Origin of the sequence: Streptomyces hilarionis, from assembly GCF_024539675.1 — a bacterium.
GTDB lineage: Bacteria > Actinomycetota > Actinomycetes > Streptomycetales > Streptomycetaceae > Streptomyces > Streptomyces hilarionis.
The window spans coordinates 74,063-98,136 of sequence record NZ_JAHHIT010000042.1 but is presented as its reverse complement, the minus strand read 5'-3'; the positions used below and the strand labels follow the sequence as shown (position 1 = coordinate 98,136).

Annotated in this window: 23 protein-coding genes and 1 pseudogene; 15 read left to right on the top strand and 9 right to left on the bottom strand. The window is 72.4% G+C overall.

All coding sequences use genetic code 11. The annotated features are described in order from the left end of the window. The first annotated feature begins 126 nt into the window (after nucleotides 1-126). Together KMS84_RS09685 and ppgK are read left to right on the top strand one after the other, a co-directional pair. On the top strand, nucleotides 127-1,146 hold the full coding sequence (locus KMS84_RS09685) for a 4-hydroxy-3-methylbut-2-enyl diphosphate reductase (RefSeq protein WP_256915693.1): 1,020 nt from the start codon (nucleotides 127-129) through the stop codon (nucleotides 1,144-1,146). 29 nt (nucleotides 1,147-1,175) lie between these two features. Beyond that, nucleotides 1,176-1,922, top strand: coding sequence for a polyphosphate--glucose phosphotransferase (gene ppgK / locus KMS84_RS09680; RefSeq protein WP_256915692.1), 747 nt, complete (start codon nucleotides 1,176-1,178; stop codon nucleotides 1,920-1,922). Nucleotides 1,923-1,984: 62 nt separating this feature from the next. Here the strand turns inward: ppgK and KMS84_RS09675 are convergent, their stop codons facing one another. Next, nucleotides 1,985-2,398: a DUF6542 domain-containing protein gene (locus KMS84_RS09675; protein ID WP_256915691.1), complete on the bottom strand. Its 414-nt coding sequence runs from the start codon at nucleotides 2,396-2,398 to the stop codon at nucleotides 1,985-1,987. Between the two features lie 365 nt (nucleotides 2,399-2,763). On the opposite strand from KMS84_RS09675, the gene ychF reads away from it, so the two are divergent. Next, nucleotides 2,764-3,852: a redox-regulated ATPase YchF gene (gene ychF / locus KMS84_RS09670; protein ID WP_256915690.1), complete on the top strand. Its 1,089-nt coding sequence runs from the start codon at nucleotides 2,764-2,766 to the stop codon at nucleotides 3,850-3,852. Nucleotides 3,853-3,985: 133 nt separating this feature from the next. Here the strand turns inward: ychF and KMS84_RS09665 are convergent, their stop codons facing one another. Both KMS84_RS09665 and KMS84_RS09660 read right to left on the bottom strand, forming a co-directional pair. Continuing rightward, nucleotides 3,986-4,249, bottom strand: coding sequence for a type II toxin-antitoxin system RelE family toxin (locus KMS84_RS09665; protein ID WP_093677539.1), 264 nt, complete (start codon nucleotides 4,247-4,249; stop codon nucleotides 3,986-3,988). After that, nucleotides 4,242-4,511, bottom strand: coding sequence for a type II toxin-antitoxin system Phd/YefM family antitoxin (locus KMS84_RS09660; protein ID WP_019434848.1), 270 nt, complete (start codon nucleotides 4,509-4,511; stop codon nucleotides 4,242-4,244). Before KMS84_RS09660 ends, KMS84_RS09665 begins: the two co-directional genes overlap by 8 nt. Before the next feature lie 438 nt (nucleotides 4,512-4,949). On the opposite strand from KMS84_RS09660, the gene KMS84_RS09655 reads away from it, so the two are divergent. Then, complete coding sequence (locus tag KMS84_RS09655) at nucleotides 4,950-5,234, top strand: hypothetical protein (RefSeq protein WP_256915689.1); 285 nt, start codon at nucleotides 4,950-4,952, stop codon at nucleotides 5,232-5,234. Continuing rightward, nucleotides 5,216-5,629: a PIN domain-containing protein gene (locus KMS84_RS09650; RefSeq protein ID WP_256915688.1), complete on the top strand. Its 414-nt coding sequence runs from the start codon at nucleotides 5,216-5,218 to the stop codon at nucleotides 5,627-5,629. The genes KMS84_RS09655 and KMS84_RS09650 overlap by 19 nt, the downstream gene beginning before the upstream one ends. A gap of 464 nt (nucleotides 5,630-6,093) precedes the next feature. On the opposite strand, the pseudogene KMS84_RS09645 reads toward KMS84_RS09650, so the two are convergent. Further along, nucleotides 6,094-6,261 (bottom strand): annotated as a pseudogene (locus KMS84_RS09645) (DNA-binding protein); the annotation flags it as partial. Here KMS84_RS09645 and KMS84_RS09640 point away from each other — a divergent pair. The 7 genes from KMS84_RS09640 (at nucleotide 6,224) to KMS84_RS09610 (ending at nucleotide 13,803) form a co-directional block, all read left to right on the top strand. Then, entirely contained in the window at nucleotides 6,224-6,436 is a 213-nt protein-coding gene (locus KMS84_RS09640) for a hypothetical protein (protein ID WP_256915703.1), read from the top strand. The pseudogene KMS84_RS09645 and the gene KMS84_RS09640 overlap by 38 nt on opposite strands. A gap of 329 nt (nucleotides 6,437-6,765) precedes the next feature. Next, entirely contained in the window at nucleotides 6,766-8,091 is a 1,326-nt protein-coding gene (locus tag KMS84_RS09635; RefSeq protein ID WP_256915687.1) for a DUF4190 domain-containing protein, read from the top strand. A gap of 147 nt (nucleotides 8,092-8,238) precedes the next feature. Further along, a complete protein-coding gene (locus KMS84_RS09630) occupies nucleotides 8,239-8,991 on the top strand; it encodes a GntR family transcriptional regulator (protein WP_256915686.1) in 753 nt (250 codons plus the stop codon). A 512-nt stretch (nucleotides 8,992-9,503) separates the two neighbouring features. Beyond that, nucleotides 9,504-9,773, top strand: a complete 270-nt coding sequence (locus tag KMS84_RS09625) for a hypothetical protein (RefSeq protein ID WP_256915685.1) — start codon at nucleotides 9,504-9,506, stop codon at nucleotides 9,771-9,773. 23 nt (nucleotides 9,774-9,796) lie between these two features. Next, nucleotides 9,797-10,207: a (deoxy)nucleoside triphosphate pyrophosphohydrolase gene (locus tag KMS84_RS09620; protein WP_256915684.1), complete on the top strand. Its 411-nt coding sequence runs from the start codon at nucleotides 9,797-9,799 to the stop codon at nucleotides 10,205-10,207. Between the two features lie 248 nt (nucleotides 10,208-10,455). Next, nucleotides 10,456-10,884: an ATP-binding protein gene (locus KMS84_RS09615; protein WP_256915683.1), complete on the top strand. Its 429-nt coding sequence runs from the start codon at nucleotides 10,456-10,458 to the stop codon at nucleotides 10,882-10,884. A gap of 270 nt (nucleotides 10,885-11,154) precedes the next feature. Next, on the top strand, nucleotides 11,155-13,803 hold the full coding sequence (locus KMS84_RS09610) for a SpoIIE family protein phosphatase (protein WP_256915682.1): 2,649 nt from the start codon (nucleotides 11,155-11,157) through the stop codon (nucleotides 13,801-13,803). 7 nt (nucleotides 13,804-13,810) lie between these two features. Here KMS84_RS09610 and KMS84_RS09605 read toward each other — a convergent pair whose 3' ends face one another. Then, complete coding sequence (locus tag KMS84_RS09605) at nucleotides 13,811-15,601, bottom strand: hypothetical protein (protein ID WP_256915681.1); 1,791 nt, start codon at nucleotides 15,599-15,601, stop codon at nucleotides 13,811-13,813. A gap of 91 nt (nucleotides 15,602-15,692) precedes the next feature. Here KMS84_RS09605 and KMS84_RS09600 point away from each other — a divergent pair, with 91 nt between their 5' ends. Together KMS84_RS09600 and KMS84_RS09595 are read left to right on the top strand one after the other, a co-directional pair. Next, a complete protein-coding gene (locus KMS84_RS09600) occupies nucleotides 15,693-16,949 on the top strand; it encodes a glycoside hydrolase family 18 protein (RefSeq protein WP_256915680.1) in 1,257 nt (418 codons plus the stop codon). A 62-nt stretch (nucleotides 16,950-17,011) separates the two neighbouring features. Beyond that, nucleotides 17,012-17,344 carry a hypothetical protein gene (locus KMS84_RS09595; RefSeq protein ID WP_256915679.1) on the top strand — a complete coding sequence of 111 codons (333 nt, stop codon included), beginning with the start codon at nucleotides 17,012-17,014 and terminating at the stop codon, nucleotides 17,342-17,344. Here the strand turns inward: KMS84_RS09595 and KMS84_RS09590 are convergent. From KMS84_RS09590 to KMS84_RS09575, 4 genes are read right to left on the bottom strand one after another with little or no spacing between them, the layout of a single operon-like run. Further along, on the bottom strand, nucleotides 17,325-18,095 hold the full coding sequence (locus KMS84_RS09590; RefSeq protein ID WP_256915678.1) for a succinate dehydrogenase/fumarate reductase iron-sulfur subunit: 771 nt from the start codon (nucleotides 18,093-18,095) through the stop codon (nucleotides 17,325-17,327). The two genes, KMS84_RS09595 and KMS84_RS09590, sit on opposite strands and share 20 nt — an antisense overlap. Further along, a complete protein-coding gene (locus KMS84_RS09585; RefSeq protein WP_256915677.1) occupies nucleotides 18,092-20,032 on the bottom strand; it encodes a fumarate reductase/succinate dehydrogenase flavoprotein subunit in 1,941 nt (646 codons plus the stop codon). Before KMS84_RS09585 ends, KMS84_RS09590 begins: the two co-directional genes overlap by 4 nt. A gap of 32 nt (nucleotides 20,033-20,064) precedes the next feature. Further along, nucleotides 20,065-20,898: a succinate dehydrogenase subunit SdhC gene (gene sdhC, locus KMS84_RS09580; protein WP_256915676.1), complete on the bottom strand. Its 834-nt coding sequence runs from the start codon at nucleotides 20,896-20,898 to the stop codon at nucleotides 20,065-20,067. A 50-nt stretch (nucleotides 20,899-20,948) separates the two neighbouring features. Then, nucleotides 20,949-21,239, bottom strand: coding sequence for an Rv0250c family protein (locus KMS84_RS09575; RefSeq protein WP_256915675.1), 291 nt, complete (start codon nucleotides 21,237-21,239; stop codon nucleotides 20,949-20,951). Between the two features lie 279 nt (nucleotides 21,240-21,518). Between KMS84_RS09575 and KMS84_RS09570 the strand changes: the two genes are divergently transcribed. Continuing rightward, complete coding sequence (locus KMS84_RS09570; protein WP_256915674.1) at nucleotides 21,519-23,915, top strand: ABC transporter family substrate-binding protein; 2,397 nt, start codon at nucleotides 21,519-21,521, stop codon at nucleotides 23,913-23,915. Nucleotides 23,916-24,074 lie beyond the last annotated feature (159 nt).

The following is a 24,074-nucleotide window of genomic DNA, read 5'->3' as shown; positions in this document are numbered from 1 at the left end:
CCACGACCGGGCCCCACGACCGGGCCCCACGACCGGGCCCCACGACCAGGGCCCCGCGCCCCGGCCCGGCGGGCACGCCCCCGGCGCACGCCGAGCGGAGCCGGGCACGGCCTTACGATGGGACGCATGACTGCTTCGCCTGGCCGCCGCCGTGTCCTGCTCGCCGCCCCCCGGGGCTACTGCGCGGGCGTCGACCGCGCCGTGATCGCCGTCGAGAAGGCGCTGGAGCAGTACGGGGCGCCGGTCTACGTCCGGCACGAGATCGTCCACAACAAGTACGTCGTGCAGACCCTGGAGAAGAAGGGCGCCGTCTTCGTCGAGCGGACGGAGGAGGTGCCCCCGGGCAACATCGTGATGTTCTCCGCGCACGGCGTCGCCCCCGTCGTCCACGAGGAGGCCGCGCGCGGGCGTCTGGCCACCATCGACGCGACCTGCCCGCTGGTCACCAAGGTCCACAAGGAGGCCGTCCGCTTCGCCCAGGAGGACTACGACATCCTGCTGATCGGGCACGAGGGCCACGAGGAGGTCATCGGCACCTCCGGCGAGGCCCCGGACCACATCCAGCTCGTCGACGGCCCCGAGGACGTCGCCAAGGTCGAGGTCCGCGACCCGTCGAAGATCGTCTGGCTCTCCCAGACCACCCTCTCCGTCGACGAGACGATGGAGACGGTCGACGCCCTCAAGGAGAAGTTCCCGCAGCTCGTCTCGCCGCCGAGCGACGACATCTGCTACGCCACGCAGAACCGTCAGCTCGCCGTGAAGCAGATGGGCGCGGAGGCCGAGCTGGTCATCGTGGTCGGCTCGCGCAACTCCTCCAACTCCAAGCGGCTCGTCGAGGTGGCCAAGCTCGCCGGATCCCGCGAGGCCTACCTGGTCGACTTCGCGAGCGAGATCGACGAGGCCTGGCTGGAGGGCGTCACCACGGTGGGCGTCACCTCGGGCGCCTCCGTCCCGGAGGTCCTCGTGGAGGAGGTCCTCGCGTGGCTCACCGAGCGCGGTTACGGCGACGTCGAGCTGGTCAAGGCCGCCGAAGAGCACATCACCTTCTCCCTGCCCAAGGAACTCCGCCGTGACCTGCGGGAAGAGGCGGCGGCGCTGGTCGCCGAGCGGGGCGGAAGCGGCGCTTCCGGCTCCTCGGCTGAGTGACTGTCAGTCGATCGTCGTAACGTAGGGCCATGCAGATCTTCGGCGTGGACATCGGCGGATCCGGGATCAAGGGTGCTCCCGTGGACCTGGACAGGGGCGACCTGGCTCAGGAGCGCCACAAAGTCCTCACCCCGCAACCGGCGACTCCCGAGGGCGTCGCCGACGGCGTACGGCAGGTCGTGGAGCACTTCGGCTGGACCGGGCCCGTCGGCCTGACCTTCCCCGGCGTGGTCACCGGCGGATCCACCGTCCGCACGGCCGCCAACGTCGACAAGGGCTGGATCGACACCGACGCGCGCGCCCTGTTCAGCGAGCGGCTCGGCGGGCTGCCGGTGACCGTGGTCAACGACGCGGACGCGGCGGGCGTCGCCGAGATGTCCTTCGGCGCCGGCCGCGACCGCAGCGGCACGGTGATCCTGCTGACGTTCGGCACCGGCATCGGCAGCGCCCTCTTCGTCGACGGCGTCCTGGTCCCCAACACCGAGCTCGGCCACCTGGAACTGCACGGCCACGACGCGGAGAAGCGCGCCAGCAGCAAGGCCCGGGAGGACCACGAGCTGACGTGGGAGCACTGGGCGCACCGCGTCCAGAAATACCTGGCCCACGTCGAGATGCTCTTCTCGCCCGAGCTGTTCATCGTCGGCGGCGGCGTCAGCCGCAAGGCCGACAAGTTCCTGCACTTCATCGAGGGCATCCGGGCGGAGATCGTGCCGGCCCAGCTCCAGAACAACGCGGGAATCGTCGGCGCGGCGATGCGAGCGGCCAAGCCGGAGTAGACGGACCCCGGCGCGCTTCCCCTCTCGTTCGCGGGTGGAAGAGCGCCGGGCCCCGAAGGGGGTCAACGGCGCGGCGACGCCGCGCGGCGGCGGGCCGTCGCGCGGTGCAGGCCGCGGGCCAGGACGGTCAGTCCGGCCAGCAGGGTGCCCCCGTACAGCCAGCCCACCTGCGTGGCCAGTGCCGTCACCAATCCCGCCAGGCGCTCCCCGGCCCCGTCGCCGCTCCTGGCCACGGGCAGCAGCCCGAACGCGAAGGCGATCGGCGCGACCACGGGCGCGGCGAGCAGCTCGGCCCCGCGCACCCACAGGCCGGTGAGCACGCACACCAGCAGGAACAGCACGCTGTACACCGTCAGCGAGGCCCCGAACAGCACCTGGTCCAGGTACCCGAGCACGAACATCAGCGCCCCGCTGAACAGACCGCCGCCCAGACCGGTGAGCCGCGGGCCGGGCAGCCGCCGCACCGCGCCCGGCACGGCCGGCCGGCCCGTCGCCGCCGGGACCGGCCGCTGCCCGAGGGGGCGGGCGGGCCGGCCGGAGGGGCGGGGCGATCTGCGGATTCTCTCGCGGTCGGCCTGAGGCGGCGGCTCCTGCCCGCCGGGTCGGATTCCTTGCTTCGGGGGGCGCGTCCTGTGTTGCTCCACCGGACCAACTTAGGTCGGTTTATGTGCTGAATCGGGTGTCGGACACGCCGTGCGGCGATGCCTGGCCATCCGTTCGACAGGGCCGCCGGACCGGGGCCGGCCACGCCGTAAACTGGTGGATCGGCCAGCCCTCTGGCCCCTGGCCCTCTCACTCCGGGAACGGGCCCTACGGCCCTCTCACCACGGGAAGTCGCAACGTGTCGCTCACGATCGGAATCGTCGGTCTGCCGAATGTCGGCAAGTCGACCCTGTTCAACGCCCTGACCAAGAACGACGTGCTGGCGGCCAACTACCCGTTCGCCACGATCGAGCCGAACGTGGGCGTGGTCGGCGTCCCCGACGCGCGCCTGACCAAACTGGCCGAGATCTTCTCCTCGCAGCGCGTCCTCCCGGCGACCGTCGACTTCGTCGACATCGCGGGCATCGTCAAGGGCGCCTCCGAGGGTGAGGGCCTGGGCAACAAGTTCCTGGCGAACATCCGCGAGTCCGACGCGATCTGCCAGGTCATCCGTGCCTTCAAGGACGAGAACGTCGTCCACGTCGACGGCAAGGTCTCGCCCAAGGACGACATCGAGACGATCAACACCGAGCTGATCCTCGCCGACCTGCAAACCATCGAGAAGGTCCTGCCCCGCCTCCAGAAGGAGTCGCGGATCAAGAAGGACATCGCGCCCAAGGTCGCGGCGGTCGAGGCGGCGAAGGCGATCCTGGAGAAGGGCGACACCCTGTTCTCCGCGGGCATCGTCCAGGGCTCCGGCAACGAGGAGCTCCTGCACGACCTGCACCTGCTCACCACCAAGCCCTTCCTCTACGTCTTCAACGTCGACGAGGACGAGCTGGTCGACGAGGACTTCAAGGCCGCGCAGCGCGCCCTCGTCGCCCCCGCCGAGGCGATCTTCCTCAACGCCAAGCTGGAGGCGGACCTCGCCGAGCTGGACGAGGACGACGCCATGGAGCTCCTGGAGTCCGTCGGCGCGGAGGAGCCCGGTCTCACCACCCTCGCCCGCGTCGGCTTCGACACCCTCGGCCTCCAGACCTACCTCACGGCCGGCCCCAAGGAGTCCCGCGCCTGGACGATCAAGAAGGGGGCCACCGCCCCCGAGGCCGCCGGCGTCATCCACACCGACTTCCAGAAGGGCTTCATCAAGGCGGAGGTCATCTCCTTCGCCGACCTGGTGGAGACCGGCTCGGTCGCCGAGGCCCGCGCGAAGGGCAAGGCGCGCATGGAGGGCAAGGACTACGTGATGCAGGACGGCGACGTGGTGGAGTTCCGCTTCAACGTGTAATCGAACAGTTACTGCACGCTAGATAATCCGTCAAGCGGGCAGGTCAGAAGGGGTCGACTCCTCGGGGGGTCGACCCCTTCGCCGTCACCGTGCTGGATGGGTGCTGGATATTCTGACGTTTGATCAGCTGGCGTCAGGTGTCGTAAACGGTGGAGCGATGCCCGACGTGCACGACCCACACCACGAGCTCCCCGTTGTCGATCGTGTAGACGACGCGGTAGTCGCCGACCCGCAGCCGACGGCGTTCCGGCTGCGACACGAGCGCGGTGGTGTTGAAGCCGAGAGGGTCGCTCTCCAGCTCGGTCAGCTTGGCCAGGATGCGCAGCGCCATGTCGCGCGGGATCTTCCGAAGCTCGGCCTGCGCCTCTGGCCGGAAGACGGTTCGGTACTCACTCACCGCGCGCCAGCGTCTCCCTCATGATGTCCTCGATCGGGATGCCAGGTGCCGGGTTGGCCATGCGCTCGTCGATGATCCGGTTGATCTCGCGCTCTTCCCACTCCTGGTACTTGCGCAGCACCTCGATGGAGACCACGGCGGCGACTTCCTTGCCTCGGCGCGTGATCACTGTGGGTACGTCGTCGCGATCCGCGCGCTCTACAACCTCAGCCAGGTGTGCGCGCACGTCGCGGATGGACTCTATGGGCAGCGGCTGCGTCATGCGCTCAAGCGTACCGAGTGTGCCATGTGTACACCACCTTGCCGGGCGCCGTGGTGCTGGATGTGCTGGATGAACTCGCACCGTGCTGGATAGGTGCTGGATAGCCACTTCCGGAACCGTGTTTGCGCAGGCCGGAGCTCTGAGCTGAACGTTCCGCTTCAACGTGTAGCGAGTGGCTCGACACCATGTCGCTGATCTGGCGAACATGCAGGTCAGAGAGGGTCCGGCTCTTCGGGGCCGGGCCCTTGGCGTTTTTCCGTGCTGCGATGGTGCTGGGATGGGATGAGAACGCACGTGCTGGATTTCGGGCAGTGATCTCCCGATGCGACAGGCAGGCGGGTGGTGCTCCATCCGTGCGGCTACTTCACGACTCCGGGGCCCGTGCGGATGCGATCCGTGGCGCTCGCGCTTTTCCTACTCGTTTGACACACTCGGGCTATGGGTGAGACGACGTACGGCATTGGGGAGGGACCGGCGACGCGGGTGAGCCTGTCGCTGCCGGAGGGGACCGCGGAGGCGATTCGGGCGCGCGTGGGCAAGCGGGAGTTCTCTGCGTTCATCGCCGAGGCGGTCGAGCGTGAGCTGCGTGGGCAGGTCCTGGACGAGTACCTGGCGGACTACGAGAGTCGCAAGGGGCCGGTCTCCGAGCCGGCTCGTCAGCGGGCGCGGCAGGTCTTCGACGAGGTGTTCGCCGAGGAGGCTGAGTGGCCCGCCGCAGGGTGAGTCACGAGGGGACGCTGGTCCTCGACAGTGAGGGGCTCTCGCAGCTGCTCGCCGACGACGAGCAGGTGGTGGCTCTGATCGCTGAGGCGCGCTCGCGCGGCATGGAAGTCGTGATCAGCGCGCTCACCATCATCGAAGTCGTCCACGTCCGTACGAACAAGTCCCGCCTGGACTGGGTGCTTTCGGGGCTGCGGGTCGTCCCGGTCGGTGACGAGGAGGCGAGGGTGGCCTCGAAGTTGCTGATGAATGCCGGGTTGCACGGACACAAGTACGCGATCGATGCGGCCGTCGCCGAGGTCGCGCTGCGACAGCACCGCCCCGTGGTCATGCTGACTTCCGATATTGACGACATGGCCAAGCTGTGCGGCGATCGGATCCGGCTCGTGGCGGTGTGATTTCCCCCTGGCCCGTTTTCTGCCTTTTGGCGATGGGTCAGTGAGTGACTCAACACCATGTCGCTGATCTGGCGAACATGCAGGTCAGAGAGGGTCCGGCTCTTCGGGGCCGGGCCCTTGGCGTTTTTCCGTGCGGGGATGGTGCTGGAGACGAGGGCTCCCGTGCGGTGCTCCACGCGGCGTACCTCGTGGCGGGAGTGAGGGAGGCGATCGATTCTGCGCTGCTGCTTCAAGGCCGACCACACCGGAAAGAGCGCGGAGCAACGAGTACGACACCCGCTTCGGCCCCCGACCAGATGATCGGCCACCGGCTTCCCGCCCGGTGCATCCGGTTTCAGAAATGGCCAGAGGCATTACCCCGCGTGAAATCGCCGCAGCGTCACCAGCCGTGTAGTGCTGTCCCGCCATGATGTCGGCAGGTGTCAGACGTCCTTGATCTGTACGCGATCACCGCACGGTTTCGATCAGTCGTCGCGATCCGAGGTCAGTACAAGGACGGGTGCGGGGGAGCGGAGCGCCATCGCGGCGACGAGAGAGTCGACGGCGTTCTTGTGGCCGTGCAGGCCGCCGGCGTCGTTCAGCAGGTGCACCGCGGTGAGGCTGTCCGCCTGGGTGACGTCCTGGACCTGGAGGAGGAACAAGAACCGCCTGTTCGACGCCTACGCCCGGCGCAGTGACACCGCGGAGGCGAGCCCGGACGCGGTCGACGTCTCCGACGACGGTCTCGCCCGCCGCATCGTCGAGGAGGAGCAGACCAGACTGGCCCTCCGCCCCCGGGACGCTCCCGAGCCCTCCCACCGCCTCTAGGCCGCCGCCCCCGACCGGGCCGGCCGGGCACCGGCAGCCCGGCGGGCGAGAGCCGGGCACGAGAGGGCCCGGCAGCCCGCCACGCGACAGCCCGGCCCCTCGGCCGCCCGGCCGCCGGGGGCGGTGCGCGGTCGTCGCACGCCGGTTCGGATCCGACGGGCGAAACCCCTGCCAGACTGACCGGAGCGCATGATCGGCCGCCCCGCGGGAGCAGCCCGCCGAGCGGCCCTCCGCGCGACGCCCCGCCCCGCCCGCGTCACCGACCGGACCGCCCTGCGACCGCCCCGAACCCTTTCGATCCCCTTGCCAGAACCAGGAGCACGGTGCTCGTGTCCATACCTCCGCCGCCAGGGCCCCACCAGCCCCAGGACCCGTACCGGCCCCCGCAGCCGCCGAGCCCGTACCCGCAGGACCCGTTCGCACCGCCGAAGGACCCGCACGCGCACGGGCCGTACGGCCCCGCCCCGTACGCACCGGGGCCGTACGGCCCGCAGGGGCACCAGGGCGCTCCCGGGTACCCGGGCCCGTACCCGCAGGCTCCCCACCCAGGCGCGACGCCCTACCCGGTCTGGGGGCAGGGGTACAACCCTTACGGGCGGCCTCCGGCGGTCAACGGCCTGGCGGTCGCCGCCCTCGTGCTCGGCATCCTCTGCTTCCTGCCGGCCGTCGGTCTGGTCCTCGCGGCCGTCGCGCTGACGCAGATCAGGAAGCGGGGCGAGCGCGGCAAGGGGATGGCGGTCGCGGGCGCGATCCTGTCCTCCGTCGGCCTCGCGCTGTGGGTGCTCGCCCTGGCCACAGGCGGCGCGTCCGACTTCTGGCAGGGGTTCAAGGACGGCGCGAGCGCGCGCTCCGGTTTCTCGCTCGCCAAGGGCGACTGCTTCGACATGCCGGGCGACACCTTCGACGAGGAGGTCTACGACGTCGACGAGGTGCCGTGCTCGGGCGAGCACGACGCCGAGGTCTTCGCGACCGTCCCGCTGTCGGGCAGCGGCTTCCCGGGCGACGACCGCGTCACGCGGCAGGCCGACGACACCTGCTTCCGGCTCCAGGACGCCTACGCGATGGACCCGTGGGCGCTCACCGACGACGTGGACGTCTACTACCTCACGCCCACCCCACAGAGCTGGAGGGCCGGCGACCGGGAGATCACCTGCGTGTTCGGCCCCGTGGACGACAAGGGCGCCCTGACCGGCTCGCTCCGCGCCGACGAGACCACCCTCGACGCCGACCAACTGGCCTTCCTCAAGGCGATGGCCGCCGTCGACGAGGTCCTCGGACAGGAGCCGGAGTCCTCCGCCGGCGAGGACCGGGCCGCCGAGCGGACGTGGGCCGGGGAGGCCGGGGAGGCCACCGAGCGGCAGGCGGCCGCGCTGGGGGCCCGCACCTGGTCCGCCAAGGCCGGCGGGCCCGTCGCCGCCCTGGCGAAGGACCTGCGGACGGCGAGCCGGGAGTGGGCGGCGGCGGCGAAGGCCACCGACGCCGACGGCTTCTCCGCGCACTACGAGAGGGCCTACGGCTACGTGGACGGCCGCTCGACCGTCACCGCACGCGAGGCTTTGGGCCTGGCCACCACGCCGCCCGCCTACGACGAGGGCTCCGACAGCGGGGCCGGCGGGGCGGGCGGGAGCGACGGTGAGAGCGACCTCGATGTGTGATCACGTCGACAGCGGGGAGAAAGTGCCTGGGTAAAGCGTTTCGCGAGCAGATGTCATCACATCGAGTGATTCCCTGGCCTTTGCTTGCACGGCCCAACCCACGGTTGCCAGGCTGTAGCTGTCTGTACAACCTGATGGGAGTGGCCAGTGACATTCGGTGAGCAGCCGGCGTATCTGCGTGTCGCGGGTGATCTCCGCAAGAAGATCGCCGACGGGTCGCTGCCACCGCACACCCGCCTGCCGTCCCAGGCGAGAATCCGCGAGGAGTACGGCGTCTCGGACACCGTGGCCCTGGAGGCCCGCAAGGTGCTGATGGCCGAGGGGCTGGTCGAGGGCCGCTCCGGTTCGGGGACCTACGTGCGCGAGCGGCCCGTGCCCCGCCGGATCGCCCGCTCCGGCTACCGCCCGGTGAGCGGGGCGACGCCCTTCCGCCAGGAGCAGGCCGACGCGCACACCCGGGGGACGTGGGAGTCCAGCAGCGAGCAGGTCGAGGCGGGCGTCGCCGTCGCGGAGCGGCTCGGCATCAAACCCGGCGACCGGGTCATGCGCACGAAGTACGTCTTCAGGGAGGCCGGCGAGGCCATGATGCTCTCCACCTCCTGGGAGCCCCTCGCGGTCACCGGCCGCACCCCGGTGATGCTCCCCGAGGAGGGCCCGTTGGGCGGCATGGGCGTCGTCGAGCGGATGCGGGCCATCGACGTCATCGTCGACAACGTCACGGAGGAGGTGGGGGCCCGCCCCGGCCTGGCGGAGGAACTCCTGACCCTCGGCGGCGTCCCCGGGCACGTGGTGCTGGTCGTGCAGCGCACGTACTACGCCTCGGGCCGTCCGGTCGAGACGGCCGACGTGGTGATCCCGGCCGACCGCTACCGGGTCGCGTACCACCTGCCGGTGAAGTAGCCGCCCGGGGCGAGCGGTCCGTCGTCCACCGGCGGTCCGTCGTCCGCCCGCGGCCCGTCGCCGCCGCGCGCGGCCCTTCGTCCCGGGGAGCGGGCGCCCGGGTCCGGCGGGGCGGGTGGAGCGGGGGAGGCGTGCGGGCGTCCCGGGGCCGTAGCGCATCCGGCCGGGCGGCGCACACCCTTCCGGCAGTTGCCCCCGGAACTCGCCTGCCGGAGAGCGGCTCGCGCGCCGTCGGAATCCGGTCGTTTCCGCTCAATCCCGCAGGTCGACCGGTATGCGCCCGGAACCGCGCCGACCGGACCCGTTGCGGCGCACGCACGGCGCGTTCGGTCTCGTGCGCCCCCTGCGTCTTGGCTGGTTGCGTACCTCTTTGTGCAAAGCCGTGTTCGGTGCGTAAAGGTAAGGCGTACGCTCGGGCATATGCGGATTGCGGTTTCCTTGGCAGGCGGAGCGCGCGGCGCGCCGCGGACGGGATCCGGCCGGGCCGGGACGGGAAGGGGGCGGAGGGCGCGATGAACGACAGCACCACCTCCTTGCCCTGGCTCGTCATACGGCAGGACGACAACGGCAACCGCTACCGCGTGGGCAGGTACGCGACCCGGGCCGAGGCCCAGGAGACCGCGGACAGCCTCGACGGCCGCGGGCACAAACAGCTCTACTGGGTCGAGCGGGTCGGCCAGGCCCAGGGGCAGCCGCAGCGCCACCCCCAGGCCTCCCACCACCCCCAGCCGCAGCATCCGGCCCAGGCCCAGGCGCAGAACGGGGACGGCACGCTGAACTGACCCCGTCCCGTAGGCTCCGCCGCATGACGGAACGGATCGTGGTGGTGGGAGCGGCCCTGCTCGACGCCGGCCGCCTGCTCGCCGCCCGCCGCAGCGCGCCCCCGGAGCTCGCCGGGCGCTGGGAACTGCCCGGCGGAAAGGTCGAGCCCGGGGAGAGGCCCGAGGCGGCGCTCGTGCGCGAACTGCGCGAGGAACTCGGCGTAGACGCCGAGACCGTGGGGCGGGTTCCGGGGGAGTGGCCCCTGAGGCCGCCCTACGTCCTCCAGGTGTGGACGGCCCGGCTCCGTCCCGGCTCGGCCGCGCCCCGACCGCTCGAGGACCACGACGCGCTGCGCTGGCTCGCCCCGGACGAGGTCTGGGACGTCGAGTGGCTCGACCAGGACGTGCCCGCGGTGCGCGAGACGCTCGCCGCGCTCGCCGCGGACACCCGCTGAGCCCCGACGGCCTCGGCGACCCCGGAGGGGACCGGTGGGCGCGGGCCCACCCCGCGCCGCACATCCCGCCGTACCCCCCCCGCGGACCTCGGCGCGGCACCCCGCCGCGGGGGGCGCGTCCAGGGGGCGCGTCGGCGGGCCGGACGGTGGCAGGCTGTACGCCGTTCGTGCCACTGTGCGCCCTGCCGAGCGGTACTCGCCGCGGGATATCGGGTATGTGCCCATTAACCCCACGAAACCGGACATGGGTGCACTCGCTGGGCTGGGAAGTGATCGGCGTGATCGACACCGAGGGCGACCGGGCCGAGTGGTCGTTTCCCGCGGAGCCCGGTGCGGTGCGCACCGCCCGCGGCGCCGTTCGCGACCAGCTGCACCGCTGGGACCTCGACAGCGTGGGCGACATCGCGGCTCTGCTGGTCAGCGAACTGGTGACCAACGCCCTTCGGCACGCGACCGGTCCCATCGGCGTGCGTCTGATCCGCCCGGCACGGCTGCGGGGCGTGCTCCTGGTGGAGGTGTCCGACCCGCTGCCGGACCCGCCCCGCGAGCGGGTCGCCCGCCCCGACGACGAGAGCGGGCGCGGGCTACAGCTCGTGGCCTCCTCCGCGCGCCGCTGGGGAACCCGGCCGGGAAGCGCCGGCAAGACCGTGTGGTTCGAGCTCGCGGTGCCGGGTTGACGGGGTGTGACATGGGGATGACCCCGGTGTACGGCGGGGCTCCCGCCGTGCCTGTCCGGTGCGGGTCCGGGAACGGTGCCCGAAGGTGTGATTCGACCACGTGCCCGCTGGTTAGAAGACTGGAAGTGTTGTCGCGGGACGGGCCGGAAAACGCCTGGACCGTGCTGTGATCGTGAACACCGTGTCGTGCGGACCCGTAGTGCTGGATACTGCGGGCAGCCGCCGCCGGTGACCGGTGCCGGACGCGGTGAGCTGGAGGGGACGGTTCGCGTGAGCGAGATACCAGCGAAGGCCACGGAGTCCGAGGACCCGTCGGGCCGCGCGAGGGCGGAGGCCGCGGGCGCGCCCGTCGCCGACGCCGTGCACGGCCCCGGCGACGGGGAGGGCGAAGCGGCGACGCCCGGTGACGCCATGTGGCAGAGCAGTCCGCCCGGCTCGATCTACGACTACATCAAGGTCGCCTCGTTCTCCATCGGCCCTGACGGCCTCGTCGACCAGTGGAGCCTGCGCGCCGAGCAGATCTTCGGCATTCCCGCCGAGCGAGCCGTCGGCATGGACCCCATCGACGCGTTCGTCGACCCCGACCTGCGTGAACGCGGCCAGCGCAAGATGGCCGAGATCCTCGACGGACGGGAGTGGACCGGTGTGGTCCCCTTCCGGATGCCCGATCCGGTGCCCGGCGGCGGGCGCGGCGAGCAGGGCCTCGCCGAGGTGTACGTCATGCCGACGCGCAGTCTGGACGGCGAGAAGGCCGCCGTCTGCATCGTCGTCGACGTCCGCACGCTCCGCAGCATCGAGACCGACCTCGCCGCCTCGCAGGCGATTTTCGGCCAATCCCCGTTCGGCTTCCTGCTGATCGACCCCGACCTGCGGGTGCGCCGCGCCAACCACCGGTTCGCCTCCATCTTCGGCGGCACCCCCGACGAGCACCGCGGCAAGGGCGTCCACGACTACCTGCCCCGGCCCGAGGCCGAGCGCGTCAGCGCCACCCTGCGCCGGGTCCTGGAGACCGGTGACTCCATCACCGACATGCACGTCACCGGGTTCGTCCCCGGCTCCGAGGAACGCCGGCACTGGTCGATCAACCTGTACCGGGTGCACAGCGGCAGCGGCCGTCCCATCGGCATCGCCTGGCTCGGCACCGACATCACCGCCCGTCGGGCCGCCGCGCGCGAAGCCGCCGCCGCACGGCGCAATCTCGCCCTCCTGAACGAGGCGGGAGCCCGCATAGGGAACTCCCTCGACCTGGAGACGACCGCGCGCGAACTCCTCGACGTGGTCGTGCCCGGCTTCTGCGACCTGGCCACCGTGGACCTCTACCAGGGCCTCCTGGCCGGCGACGAGACCCCGCCCGGCCTCGCCGACGGAAGCGCGGAACTGCGCCGGGTCGCCTTCTCCTCCGCCGTGTCCGACGCCCCCTTCCCGGGTGCGGGCGCGCCCGTCGCGGTCGGCGCGGTCCACCACTTCCCGTTCAACTCGCCCTGTGCGGACGCCCTGCGCACCGCCCGCCCGCAGACCATCCCCGGCGAGGAGGGCGGCCTCGTGCAGTCCACCCTCGCCGTCCCGATGGTCGCCCACGACACCGTCGTCGGCCTCGCGCAGTTCTCGCGGACCAAGGGCAGCGAGCCGTTCGGCGACCGCGACCGGGACCTGGCCGTGGAACTCGCGGCGCGCGCCGCGGTCTGCATCGACAACGCCCGGCTCTACCGGCGCGAGCACGAGCGGGCGTTGATACTGCAACGGTCGCTGCTGCCGCCCGGCGACCCGGTGGCATCGGGTCTGGACATCGCCTGCCGCTACCTTCCCGGCAACGTCTCGATGGGCCGGCCCAGCGAGGTGGGCGGCGACTGGTTCGACGTCATCGAACTGCCCGGCCACCGCACAGCGCTGGTGGTGGGCGACGTGATGGGCCGCGGGCTGCGGGCCGCGGTCGCGATGGGCGAACTGCGCACGGCCGTGCGCACGCTGGCCCTGCTCGACCTCGAACCGGCCGAGGTGCTCTCGGCGTTGGACGAGATCGCGCGCGGGCTCGGCACCCCGGGCGGGGTCCAGCAGGCCACCCGCGCCGCCCGCCGGCCCCGCGAGGCCGACCTGTCCGAGGTGTACCTCGCGACCTGCGTGTACGCGGTCTACGACTCGGTGACCCGGCGCTGCACCTTCGCCAACGCGGGCCATCTGCCCCCGGTCCTCGTCGAGCCCGGCGAGCCGGCCCTGATGCTCGACGTGCCGCCGGGCATGCCGCTCGGCGTGGGCGGCGAACCCTTCGAGGAGGTGGAGGTCGACCTCCCCGAGGGCGCGCTGCTGGCGCTCTACACCGACGGCCTGGTCGAGTCCCGCGACCATCCCCTGGACGAGGGTCTCAACGCGTTCGTCGGAGCGCTCACCGACCCGACGAGGCCGCTGGAGGACGTCTGCGACCACGTCCTGAACACGCTCGACTCCCACCACGGCGAGGACGACATCGCGCTGCTGATGGCACGCGTGCAGGGACTGCCCGCCGACTCGGTCGGCGACTGGACGCTGCCGCGCGAGCCGCGCAGCGTGGGCCGGGCGCGGGAGTACGCGCGGGCCCAGTTGCTGTCCTGGGACCTCGAAGCCCTCGTCGACACCACGGAGTTGCTGGTCAGCGAGCTGGTCACCAACGCGCTGCGCTACGGCGAGGGGGAGATCAGACTCCGGTTGCTGCTGGACCGCACCCTGGTGTGCGAGGTGTGGGACGCGGGCCTCGTCCAGCCGCGCCGCCGCCGCGCCCGGGACACCGACGAGGGCGGCCGGGGCCTGCAACTGGTCGGGCTGCTCTCGGCGGCCTGGGGATCGCGCCGCACCCCGCGCGGCAAGACGGTGTGGTTCGAACTGCCTCTGCCCGACGGCGAGACGACGCTGACGGACCCGGCGGAAGCCCTGCTGAGCCTGTTCTGACGGGCGCTCACCCCGCCGGGGCGGGCGCGGCCGGTCCGGCGAAGCCCGCGGGCGTCCCGCCGTCGGGGTCCTCGGCCGGTACGACGCCGCCGAGGACGGCCCCGCCGACGCCCACGGTGTGGTCCGGCCCCGCGTAGGGGTTCCCGTGCGCCCGGACGTCGCGTTCGGCCAGGTCACGGGCCTCCCCGGCGAAGGCGTCGGCGGGCGGACGGTCCGCCGGGTCACCGGTCGCCAGCAGCCGCTGCGCCTCCGCCAGCCGGGTGCGCGCGGTCGCGCCCACGGCCCCGCGGTGCGTCTCGACGAAGTCGGCCGCGGCGGCGGTGGCGGCCCGGGCCGTGATCAGAGCGGCGGTCCGCAGGGCCTCGTCCGACGTCGGCCCGAGGAACGAGGTCGCCTCCACGATCCGCCGCAGCACCCCCACCGGATCCCACCCCGCACCCCCCGCCCCGGGAGCGGCGGGCTCGGGTCCACCGGCCTCCTGTGCGGCGCTCGGTGGGGGTTCGGGGGCGAGGGCGTCGGTCCGGTGGCCGGGTGAGCCGTTCGCGGGGCGGTCGGCCGGCAGTCGCCGACGGATCGACGCGAGGACGGCGTCGGCCCGGGGCAGACGGGCGTGCAGCTCACCCGGGGGCGTGCCGGACGGCGCGACGATCACCGGCCGCTCCGCCTGCGCACCGTCCCCCGCCGCGGTCGCCCCGCTCTGCGGGTCCCCGCTCGCTGCGTCCCCCGGTCGCGCGTGTGCCGCGCGGGCTCGGGACACCTCCGCCTGCGCCGCCGCGAGGGCCGCCGGCGCTGTCTGCTCGGCCGCCCTCAGTTCGGCGGCCAGCCGGTCGACGCCCTCCAGGAGGACGGCGGCCTGGGCTATGACCCCCTCGGCGGCCCCCAGATGCCGGGCCGCCCGCTCCGGCTGCCCCGAATCGGCCGCCTGGCGTGCCTCGTTCAGCCGGACGGTGGCGAACAGCAGCCGGTCCCGCGCCTGTTCGACGCTGCCGACGACGCCCTCGGTGGCGGTGGGCGCGTACCGGATCCGCAACCCGGCGAGGACGGCCTCCGCGGCTCCCACCCGCCCGGTCAGCTCCCGGAACCGCCCTTCGGCGACCACCAGGGCCTCGCCCGACGCCCGGCCCGGCGCACGCAGCCCCTCGAACGCCCCGGACGCGGAGTCCAGCAGCGCCCGCGCCTCCTCGCACCGGCCGACGATCCCGGCGAGCGCGTGGGCGCGGGCCGCCTCCTCCGCCGGCGTCCCCTCGTCGTAGCGCTGCCGCATCCGGAACGCGGCGGCCAGTTCGGCCGCAGCCTCGTCGATGACGCGGCGGAAGCGGGCGGTGTCCTGCGCGGCGAACAGCTGCTCGGCGAAGCCGAGTTCGCAGCGGGCCGCGCGGACCCGGTCGTCGGCCGCGACCAGCGCGGCACAGGCCTGTTCGTCGAGGTCGTCCGGCCGCGGCGGCGACTGCGCGGGCGCGTGGCCGCCCGCCCCGCCGGGGGTCGTCCGGTCACGGGTGCGTCCGATCCGGCGTATGTACGCGTACCCGGCCGCCGCGCCGGCCGCGCCGACGGCCACCAGCGGCAGCACCAGATCGACGGTGGACCGCCCGCCGTCGGCGGTGACCGCGGCCGGGGCCGGGCTCGCCGCGGGCGTCGGTTCCTTGATCGCAACCGGAACCCCGCTGCCGGACGTCATCCCCGGCAACACCAGCCACACGACTCCGACCGTCCCGCCCAGCACGGTGTGGGCCACCCGTACGGACAGGTGCGAGCCGGTTCGCCGGGGTCGGCCTCGACGAGGCTGCGAAGGGGTCACGTTTGCGAGCGTATGGCCGTGAATGCGCGCACGCGAGCGGGATGCACCCGACCTGGGGAGCGTGGGGCGGGACGACACGGGAGGGGGCCCGATGGACCGTTCACCGGGACGGACGACCGCACAGACCGAGACCAAGCACGAGCACGAGCACGAGCACGAGCACGAGACGGATGCCGGGACCGAGACCGCGAACGGGACGGAGCAGGGCGACGAGCGCGAGACCGAGGGCGCGACGGACGGCGGGACCGGGACGGCGAACGCCTCCGCGACCGATGCCGAGGCCGTGCCCCGGGGCGGCCCGGGGGAGGGCGGCCGCGACGGCGGGAAGACCGTCCGGGGAAGACGGTGGGCGCGGTGGGCGCGCCGCGGGGCGTTCGCCGTGGCGCTGCTCGTCCTCGTGCCGGTGCTGGTCGCGGAGGCGGCGCTGCGCGTGAACTACATGGGCGATCCGGCCGAGGGCACGCGCACCCGCGGCAAGGACGCCCTGTGGCTGGGCCACGCCTGGGTCGACGGCCGCAAGAGCGACGCCGATGTCAGGACCCTGGCCGCCCGGCTGCGGGACACCGGCATCCGCGACCTCTACGTGCACGCCGGTCCGCTGGAGCACGACGGCACGCTGCCCGCGTCCGCCTACCCCCGTGCGCGGTGGTTCGTCGCCGCCGTGCACCGGGAGGCGCCGAACCTCCGCGTCCAGGCCTGGCTGGGCGACGTCCTCGCCAGCGAGAGCCCGCACGGCATGCGCCTGGAGCGCGCGGCGACCCGTGCCGCCGTCGTGCGGTCGACCCGGGAGGTCCTCGCGGCAGGCTTCCAGGGCGCGCACTTCGACCTCGAACCCCTGCACTCCGGCGACGGCCACTACCTCGCCCTCCTCGACGCCCTGCGCGCCGTCACCCGCGCCCGGCACGCCCAGCTCTCCGTGGCCGCCCACCAGATCGACCCGTTGCCCGGCTTCCACGCGTTCTGGAAAGCGACCACCGGCCATCCCAAGTGGTGGTCGCAGCGGTTCTTCGGGGCGGTCGCCCGCCGGGTCGACCAGATCGCGGTCATGTCGTACGACACCATGCAGCCGTTGCAGAGCACCTACGGCGGCTATGTCGCCCAGCAGACCTCGCTGGCCCTGGAGGCCACCCCGGCTTCCACCGACCTGTTGATGGGGCTGCCCTTCTACCGCGAGAACCGGTTCGGCCACTGGGCGCACGCGGAGACCGTCGCCGCCGCCGTCCGGGGCGTCCGGCTGGGGCTGTCGCGGACCGACGCCGACCGCGCCGGCTTCGGCGTCGCGGCCTACGTCGACTTCACGGCGACGGAGACCGACTGGCGCGCCTACCAGGGGGGTTGGGTCCGGTGAGCTGACCGGTTCTTTGCCCGCCGGATCCTTGCCGGCCGCGGGATCGCTGGGATCATGACGGCATGTACTGGGCCATGGCGGGCATCGGCGCCGTCAGCGTGACGATCATGGGGCTGATCGGCGTCGCGGCCGTCACCCGGGAGTGGGTGCCGCCGCTCGGCCGCAGACTGGTGCTGCGGCCGAGACTGTGGGGGACCGGCGCCCTGATGAGCGCCGTGGGCCTGGGCACCTTCATGTTCCTCGGCCCACTGGCCACCGACGGACGGGCGCTGGACTTCTACGTCCCGCTCGCCGGGATGATCGTCAACTTCGCCGGGCTCGGCCTTCAGACGCTCGCCCGGCGCCCCGGCCGCACCCCCCGGCTGCCCCCGGCGTCTACGACGGCCGCCTCCTGATCTTCGAGCCGAGCCACACCAGTGGGTCGTACTTGCGGTCCACCGCGCGCTCCTTCAGCGGGATCAGCGCGTTGTCGGTGATCCTGATGCCCTCGGGGCAGACCTCGGTGCAGCACTTGGTGATGTTGCAGTAGCCGAGCCCGTGCTCCTCCTGGGCCGTGCGCTTGCGGTCCAGACCGCTCTCCTCGGCCGCGTCCAGCGGGTGCATGTCCAGCTCGGCGACGCGCATGAGGAAGCGCGGCCCCGCGAAGGCCGTCTTGTTCTCCTCGTGGTCGCGCACGACATGGCAGGTGTCCTGGCACAGGAAGCACTCGATGCACTTGCGGAACTCCTGCGAGCGGTCCACGTCCTCCTGGAACATCCGGTACTCGCCGGGCCCGAGACCCTCGGGCGCCACGAACGCCGGGACCTCCCGCGCCTTGTGGTAGTTGAAGCCCACGTCCGTCACCAGATCGCGGATCACGGGGAAGGCCCGCAGCGGGGTGACGGTGATGGTCTCCGCCCGGTCGAAGACCGACATGCGGGTCATGCACATCAGCCGGGGACGCCCGTTGACCTCCGCCGAGCAGGAACCGCACTTGCCCGCCTTGCAGTTCCAGCGCACGGCGAGGTCGGGCGCCTGCGTGGACTGGAGCCGGTGGACGATGTCCAGGACGACCTCGCCGTCGTTGACCTCGATCGTGAAGTCCTCCAGGTCTCCGCCCCGCACGTCGCCCCGCCACACCCTGAAGTGGGCGTCGTAGCTGCTCATTCGTACAGCTCCTCTTCGGTGAGGTACTTGACCAGCTCCTCCTTCTCGAAGAGGGCGAGCAGGTCGGGGCGGATGGGTTCGGTGGTCTCCCGCACGAGCCGGATCCGGCCGTCCTCGGAATCGGCCGCCCGCGGGTCCTCGGCCGGATCGGCCAGCCGGCACACCAGGTTGACGTTGCGCCAGAGGCGTTCCATCGTCGGGTGGTCCTCGCGGGTGTGGCCGCCGCGGGACTCGGTGCGTTCCAGGGCCGCCCGCGCCACGCACTCGCTGACCAGCAGCATGTTGCGCAGGTCGAGGGCCAGGTGCCAGCCGGGGTTGAACTGGCGGTGGCCCTCGACGCCGGCCCGCCGGGCCCGCACGCGCAGCTGCGCCAGCTTGCGCAGGGCCTGCCTCATCTCGCCCTCCCGGCGGATGATGCCGACCAGGTCGTTCATGGTCTGTTGCAGCTCCTGGTGCACCGCGTACGGGTTCTCCGCCGGTCCGCCCTCGGGCTCCTCACCGGTCGCCTCCGCCGAGAAGGGACGCAGGGCCTCCGCGGCCGCCGCGTCCACCTGGGCGTCGTCGACCGGCGGCCGCTCGTGGACGGTCGCCGCCGCGTGCTCGGCCGCGTACAGGCCCGCCCGGCGGCCGAACACCAGCAGGTCGGAGAGGGAGTTGCCGCCGAGCCGGTTGGAGCCGTGCATGCCGCCCGCCACCTCACCGGCCGCGAACAGCCCGGGCACCCCGCGGGCGGCCGCGGTGTCGGAGTCGACCGCGATGCCGCCCATCACGTAGTGGCAGGTCGGCCCGACCTCCATCGCCTCGGCGGTGATGTCGACGTCCGCCAGCTCCTTGAACTGGTGGTACATCGACGGCAGCCGGCGCCTGATGACCTCGGCGGGCATGCGCGTCGACACGTCGAGGAAGACGCCGCCGTGCGGGGAGCCGCGACCCGCCTTCACCTCGGAGTTGATGGCGCGGGCCACCTCGTCGCGGGGGAGCAGCTCGGGGGGACGCCGGTTGTGGTCCGGGTCCTCGTACCAGCGGTCGCCCTCCTCCTCGGACTCGGCGTACTTCTCCTTGAAGACGTCCGGGACGTAGTCGAACATGAACCGCTTGCCCTCGGAGTTGCGCAGCACCCCGCCGTCGCCGCGGACGGACTCCGTGACGAGGATGCCCTTGACCGACGGCGGCCAGACCATGCCCGTGGGGTGGAACTGCACGAACTCCATGTTGAGCAGGGGCGCCCCGGCGAGCAGGGCCAGCGCGTGGCCGTCGCCGGTGTACTCCCACGAGTTCGACGTCACCTTGAAGGACTTGCCGATGCCGCCCGTCGCGATGACCACGGAGGGCGCCTTGAGGACGAAGAAGCGGCCGCTCTCGCGGTCGTAGGCGAACACCCCGCTGACCCGGGAGCCGTCCTTGAGGACGCGGGTGACCGTGCACTCCTGGAACACCTTCAGCCGGGACTCGTAGTCGCCGGTGGCTCGGTGGTCCTCCTGCTGCAACGAGACGATCTTCTGCTGGAGGGTGCGGATCAGCTCCAGGCCGGTGCGGTCGCCGACGTGGGCCAGGCGCGGGTACTCGTGGCCGCCGAAGTTGCGCTGCGAGATGCGGCCGTCCTTGGTGCGGTCGAACAGCGCGCCCCAGGTCTCCAGTTCCCAGACCCGGTCCGGGGCCTCGCGGGCGTGCAGTTCGGCCATCCGCCACTGGTTGAGGAACTTCCCGCCGCGCAGGGTGTCGCGGAAGTGGACCTGCCAGTTGTCGTGCTCGTTGGCGTTGGCCATCGCCGCCGCGATGCCGCCCTCGGCCATGACGGTGTGCGCCTTGCCGAACAGCGACTTGCAGATGACGGCCGTGCGGGCGCCCCGCTCCCGGGCCTCGACGGCGGCGCGCAGTCCCGCGCCCCCCGCCCCGACCACGACGACGTCCCACTCCTGGCGGTCGACCACGGTCATCGGCGGTCCCCGCCCCTCAGGTTCGGCAGCATCTAGAAAAACCTCGGATCGTCGAAGGCGCCGGACGCGACGAGATACACGTAGAAGTCGGCGAGGGCCACGCTCACCAGCGACGCCCAGGCCAGCAGCATGTGGCGGGCGTTGAGCCGGCCCACGAGCCGCCAGGCCCGGTAGCGCACCGGATGCCTGGAGAAGTGCTTCAGCTTGCCGCCGACGATGTGCCGGCAGGAGTGGCAGGAGAGCGTGTACGCCCAGATCAGGGTGATGTTGAGCAGGAAGACGAGGGTGCCCAGGCCCATGTGGCCCCACGCGTAGTGCTCGTCGCGGAAGGAGAGCACCGTGTCGTAGGTGAGGATCCCCGCGACGAGGAGAGCCGCGTAGAAGAAGTACCGGTGGACGTTCTGAAGGATCAGCGGGAAGCGGGTCTCGCCGGTGTACTTCGTGTGCGGCTCGGCGACCGCGCAGGCCGGGGGCGAGGCCCAGAAGCCCCGGTAGTAGGCCTTGCGGTAGTAGTAGCAGGTCAGCCGGAAGCCCAGCGGGAAGATCAGGATGATGATCGCCGGGGAGATGCCCCACCAGCCGCCGAGGAGGTCCGTGTTCGGGCCCGCGTGCATGGGGCGGCAGTTCTCGGCCAGACAGGGCGAGTAGAACGGCGAGACGTAGGGGGCCGCGTAGTAGTCCGCGTTCGCGAAGGCCCGCCAGGTGGAGTAGACGACGAACGCGAGCAGGCCGGCCGCGGTGGCGGCGGGGGCCAGCCACCAGCGGTCGGTCCGCAGATGGGGCGCGGCGATCGCGGCGCGTCCGGCGCCGCGTACGCCGCTTCGAGGACGGGGGTCGGTGGAGGGAGGTTCCGTACCAGTGGCCAACTCAGGACTCCGGTCGGTCTACGGGGTGTCGGACACCCCCTGGGCTCGGGTCAGGGCGCGTGCCGGTGCCGGGCGCCGAGTCCCTCGTCGTCGGTGTCGACCCACAGGGAGTCGTCGTAGGGGGTGTCGGGGATGGTGACGATCTCGGGCCGGTGCGGTGTGCCGGGCTGGGCGGCCGCCTCGCGGAGCAGCGCCACGCTCTCCTTCAGGTGAGCCGCGTCGGTGCGGACGCGGCGCATCTCCAGACCGCCGCTGCCGAGCTGCTGTTCCAGGCGGCCGACGGACCGGGAGAGGTCGTCGAGGCAGCGCTGGACCGCTGTCAGGTCGTCGTGCACGGACATGCCATGACCTCGCTTCCGTGGGCGTCTCGCCCTGGACGGCAACGTTCATGCGCCTGCGAGTGTTGCGCGTCACACCGGTGGATGTGAAGGCGTGTGCAGCGATTGGCGGATGCGCAGGGGGTGTGTTGCTCCGCACGAGTGGCCTTGGACGCCCCGGCCGCCGTGTCGCCCTGGGGAGGCGAACCGTTTCCCTTTCAGTGGGCCGTAGATCTGATCAACACCAAATACCGCCACATGTGATCAGCACGCACCGGCAGCGGCTCACCGGAGGTACCAGAGATGTCCCACGACGGCGTCGGCCCGCGCGCGGTGACGCGCTCGGTCGCCTTCCTCACCGCGGGCGTGCTCGCGGTGCCCCTGCTGACGGGCTGCGGCTCCCCGGACGAGGCCGGCCGGCCCCTGGCCCGCCAGGACGTCGCCCGCGCCGCCCGCGCCTCGGTCGCCGAGGGCGGCACCCTGCGCTGGGCGGTGGACGCCGTCCCCGAGACGTTCAACGCCTTCCAGTCGGACGCCGACGCCACGACCGCCCAGGTCGCCCAGGCCGTGCTCCCCGCGATGTACCGGATGGACGCGAACGGCCGGCCGCAGCGCGACGCCGACTACCTGGAGTCGGCGAAGGTCGTCGCCACCGAGCCCAAGCAGGTCGTGCTGTACAAGCTGAACCAGCAGGCCGTCTGGAGCGACGGCCGCGAGATCGGCGCCGCCGACTTCGCGGCCCAGTGGCGCGCCCTGTCGGGCAAGGACAGCGCGTACTGGACCGCCCGCAACGCCGGCTACGACCGCATCGAGAAGATCGAGCGCGGAGCCAACGACCTGGAGGTCAAGGTCACCTTCAGCCGGACCTACGCCGACTGGCGGTCGCTGTTCTCCCCGCTGTACCCGAAGGACGTCATGGGCACGCCCGACTCCTTCAACGACGGCGCGCGACGCAAGCTCAAGGTCACGGCCGGACCGTTCGCCCTGAAGAAGGTCGACCGCAAGAAGAAGCAGGTCAGCCTGGCCCGCAACCCCCGCTGGTGGGGCAGGCCGGCCAAGCTCTCCGAGATCGTGCTGACGGCGGTCCCCAGGGACGAGCGCACGTCCGCGCTGGCCGCCGGGAAGATCGACCTGGCCGAGGTCGACCCGTCCGACGCGCAGAACGTCGACGGGGCCGCCAAGGGCACCGCCGGACCGCCCGCCGGCTCCGGGCCCGCCGGCCTGGAGGCCCTGCGCAGATGGGCCCGCGCCCACGGCATCGACACGGCCGACAAGACCGACAAGACCGACGACAAGACCGACGGCAAGGCCGACGACGGGGCCGACGACGAGGCCGGCGACGAGGAGAAGCCGTCGGCCGGGGCCGCGGGAGCGGACGGGGCCAAGGCCCGCGCCGAGCTGACCGCGGCGATCGCCGAGTGGGAGAGCAGGCGCAAGGCGCTGAGCGCCTTCGAGGTGCGCAGATCCCTGGAGCCCGCCTACACCCAGTTGGCTCTCAACGGCGCCCAGGGGCCGCTGGCCGACGAGCGGGTGCGACGGGCCGTGGCCCGCGCCCTGGACCGCAAGGAACTGGCCAAGGCCGTCCTCACGCCGCTGGGCCTGCCCGCGGAGCCCGTCGGCAGCCATCTGGCGCTGGCCGGACAGGACGCGTACGCCGACAGCAGCGGCGCGCTCGGCGGCCAGGACACGGCCGAGGCGCAGGCGCTCCTCGCGGACGCCGGCTGGGTGGTCGGCGGCCCCGTCAAGGACAAGGGCGAGGACCAGGGCGAGAAGGCGGCCGGCTCGGCCGGCAAGAAGGACACCGGCGCGCACGCCGAGAAGGGCGAGAAGGGCGAGAAGGCCGGGAAGTCCGGCAAGAAGGATGAGAAGAAGGACGACGACGGCACCTACGTCGTCGGCGAGGACGACAAGGCGCCGGCCGGATCCGACCGCGACGACCACCACGCCGCGAAGAACGAGGCCGGCGGACGCCGGCTCGCCCAGGACGGCGCGCAGTACAAGGGGCTGCACCAGGGCGGCGTCCCCGGCGCCTACGCGCCGAAGGGCACCGCGGCCCCCGGGGCCGCGGCGGCGCTGCGGGCCGGCGCGGCCCCGAAGGGCACCGCCGCGCCCGTCGGCGCCCCCGCCAAGGCGCTGGCCAAGGACGGCAAGGCGCTCGACCTGCGGTTCGTCCTGCCGTCCGGCCCGGGATCGCGGTCCCTGGAGGCGGTCGCCGAACGCATCACGAAGATGCTGGCGAAGGTCGGCATCCGCACCGAGATCACCAAGGTCTCCGACGCGAGCTACTTCAAGGACCACATCGCGTCCGGCGACTACGACCTCGCCCTGTACTCCTGGCCCGCGTCCGCCTTCCCCGCCACCGACGCCCGGCCGATCTACGCCAAGCCGCGGCCGGCCGCCGACGGCTCCCTGAGCGTGGAGCAGAACTACACCCGGGTCGGCACCGACCAGGTCGACCAGTTGTTCGCCCAGGCGCTCGCCACCCTGGACCAGGACGAGGCGCGCTCCCTGATCCGCAAGGCCGACTCGCGCATCTGGGCGGCGGCCGGATCGATCCCCCTCTACCAGCGGCCGCAGCTCACGGCCGTGCGCAAGAACGTGGTGAACGCCGGGGCCTTCGGTTTCCAGACGCCCGTCTACGAGGACATGGGATTCCTGAAGAAGGGCGCGAAGGCCGCCGGGAGCCCCGCGCACAAGTGAGCGCACTCCGGGCCCGCAACCGGCGCACGACCTGCACGGAAGCGGGCCCGGAGGTGAGCGGCGGATGGCCGCCGGACGAACCGTGCGGCCCTGCGGAGGCCTTCCCCCGCGGGGCCACGTACCATGGGGTGAGGCCGTGGCGTGTCAAGCCCGGCAGGG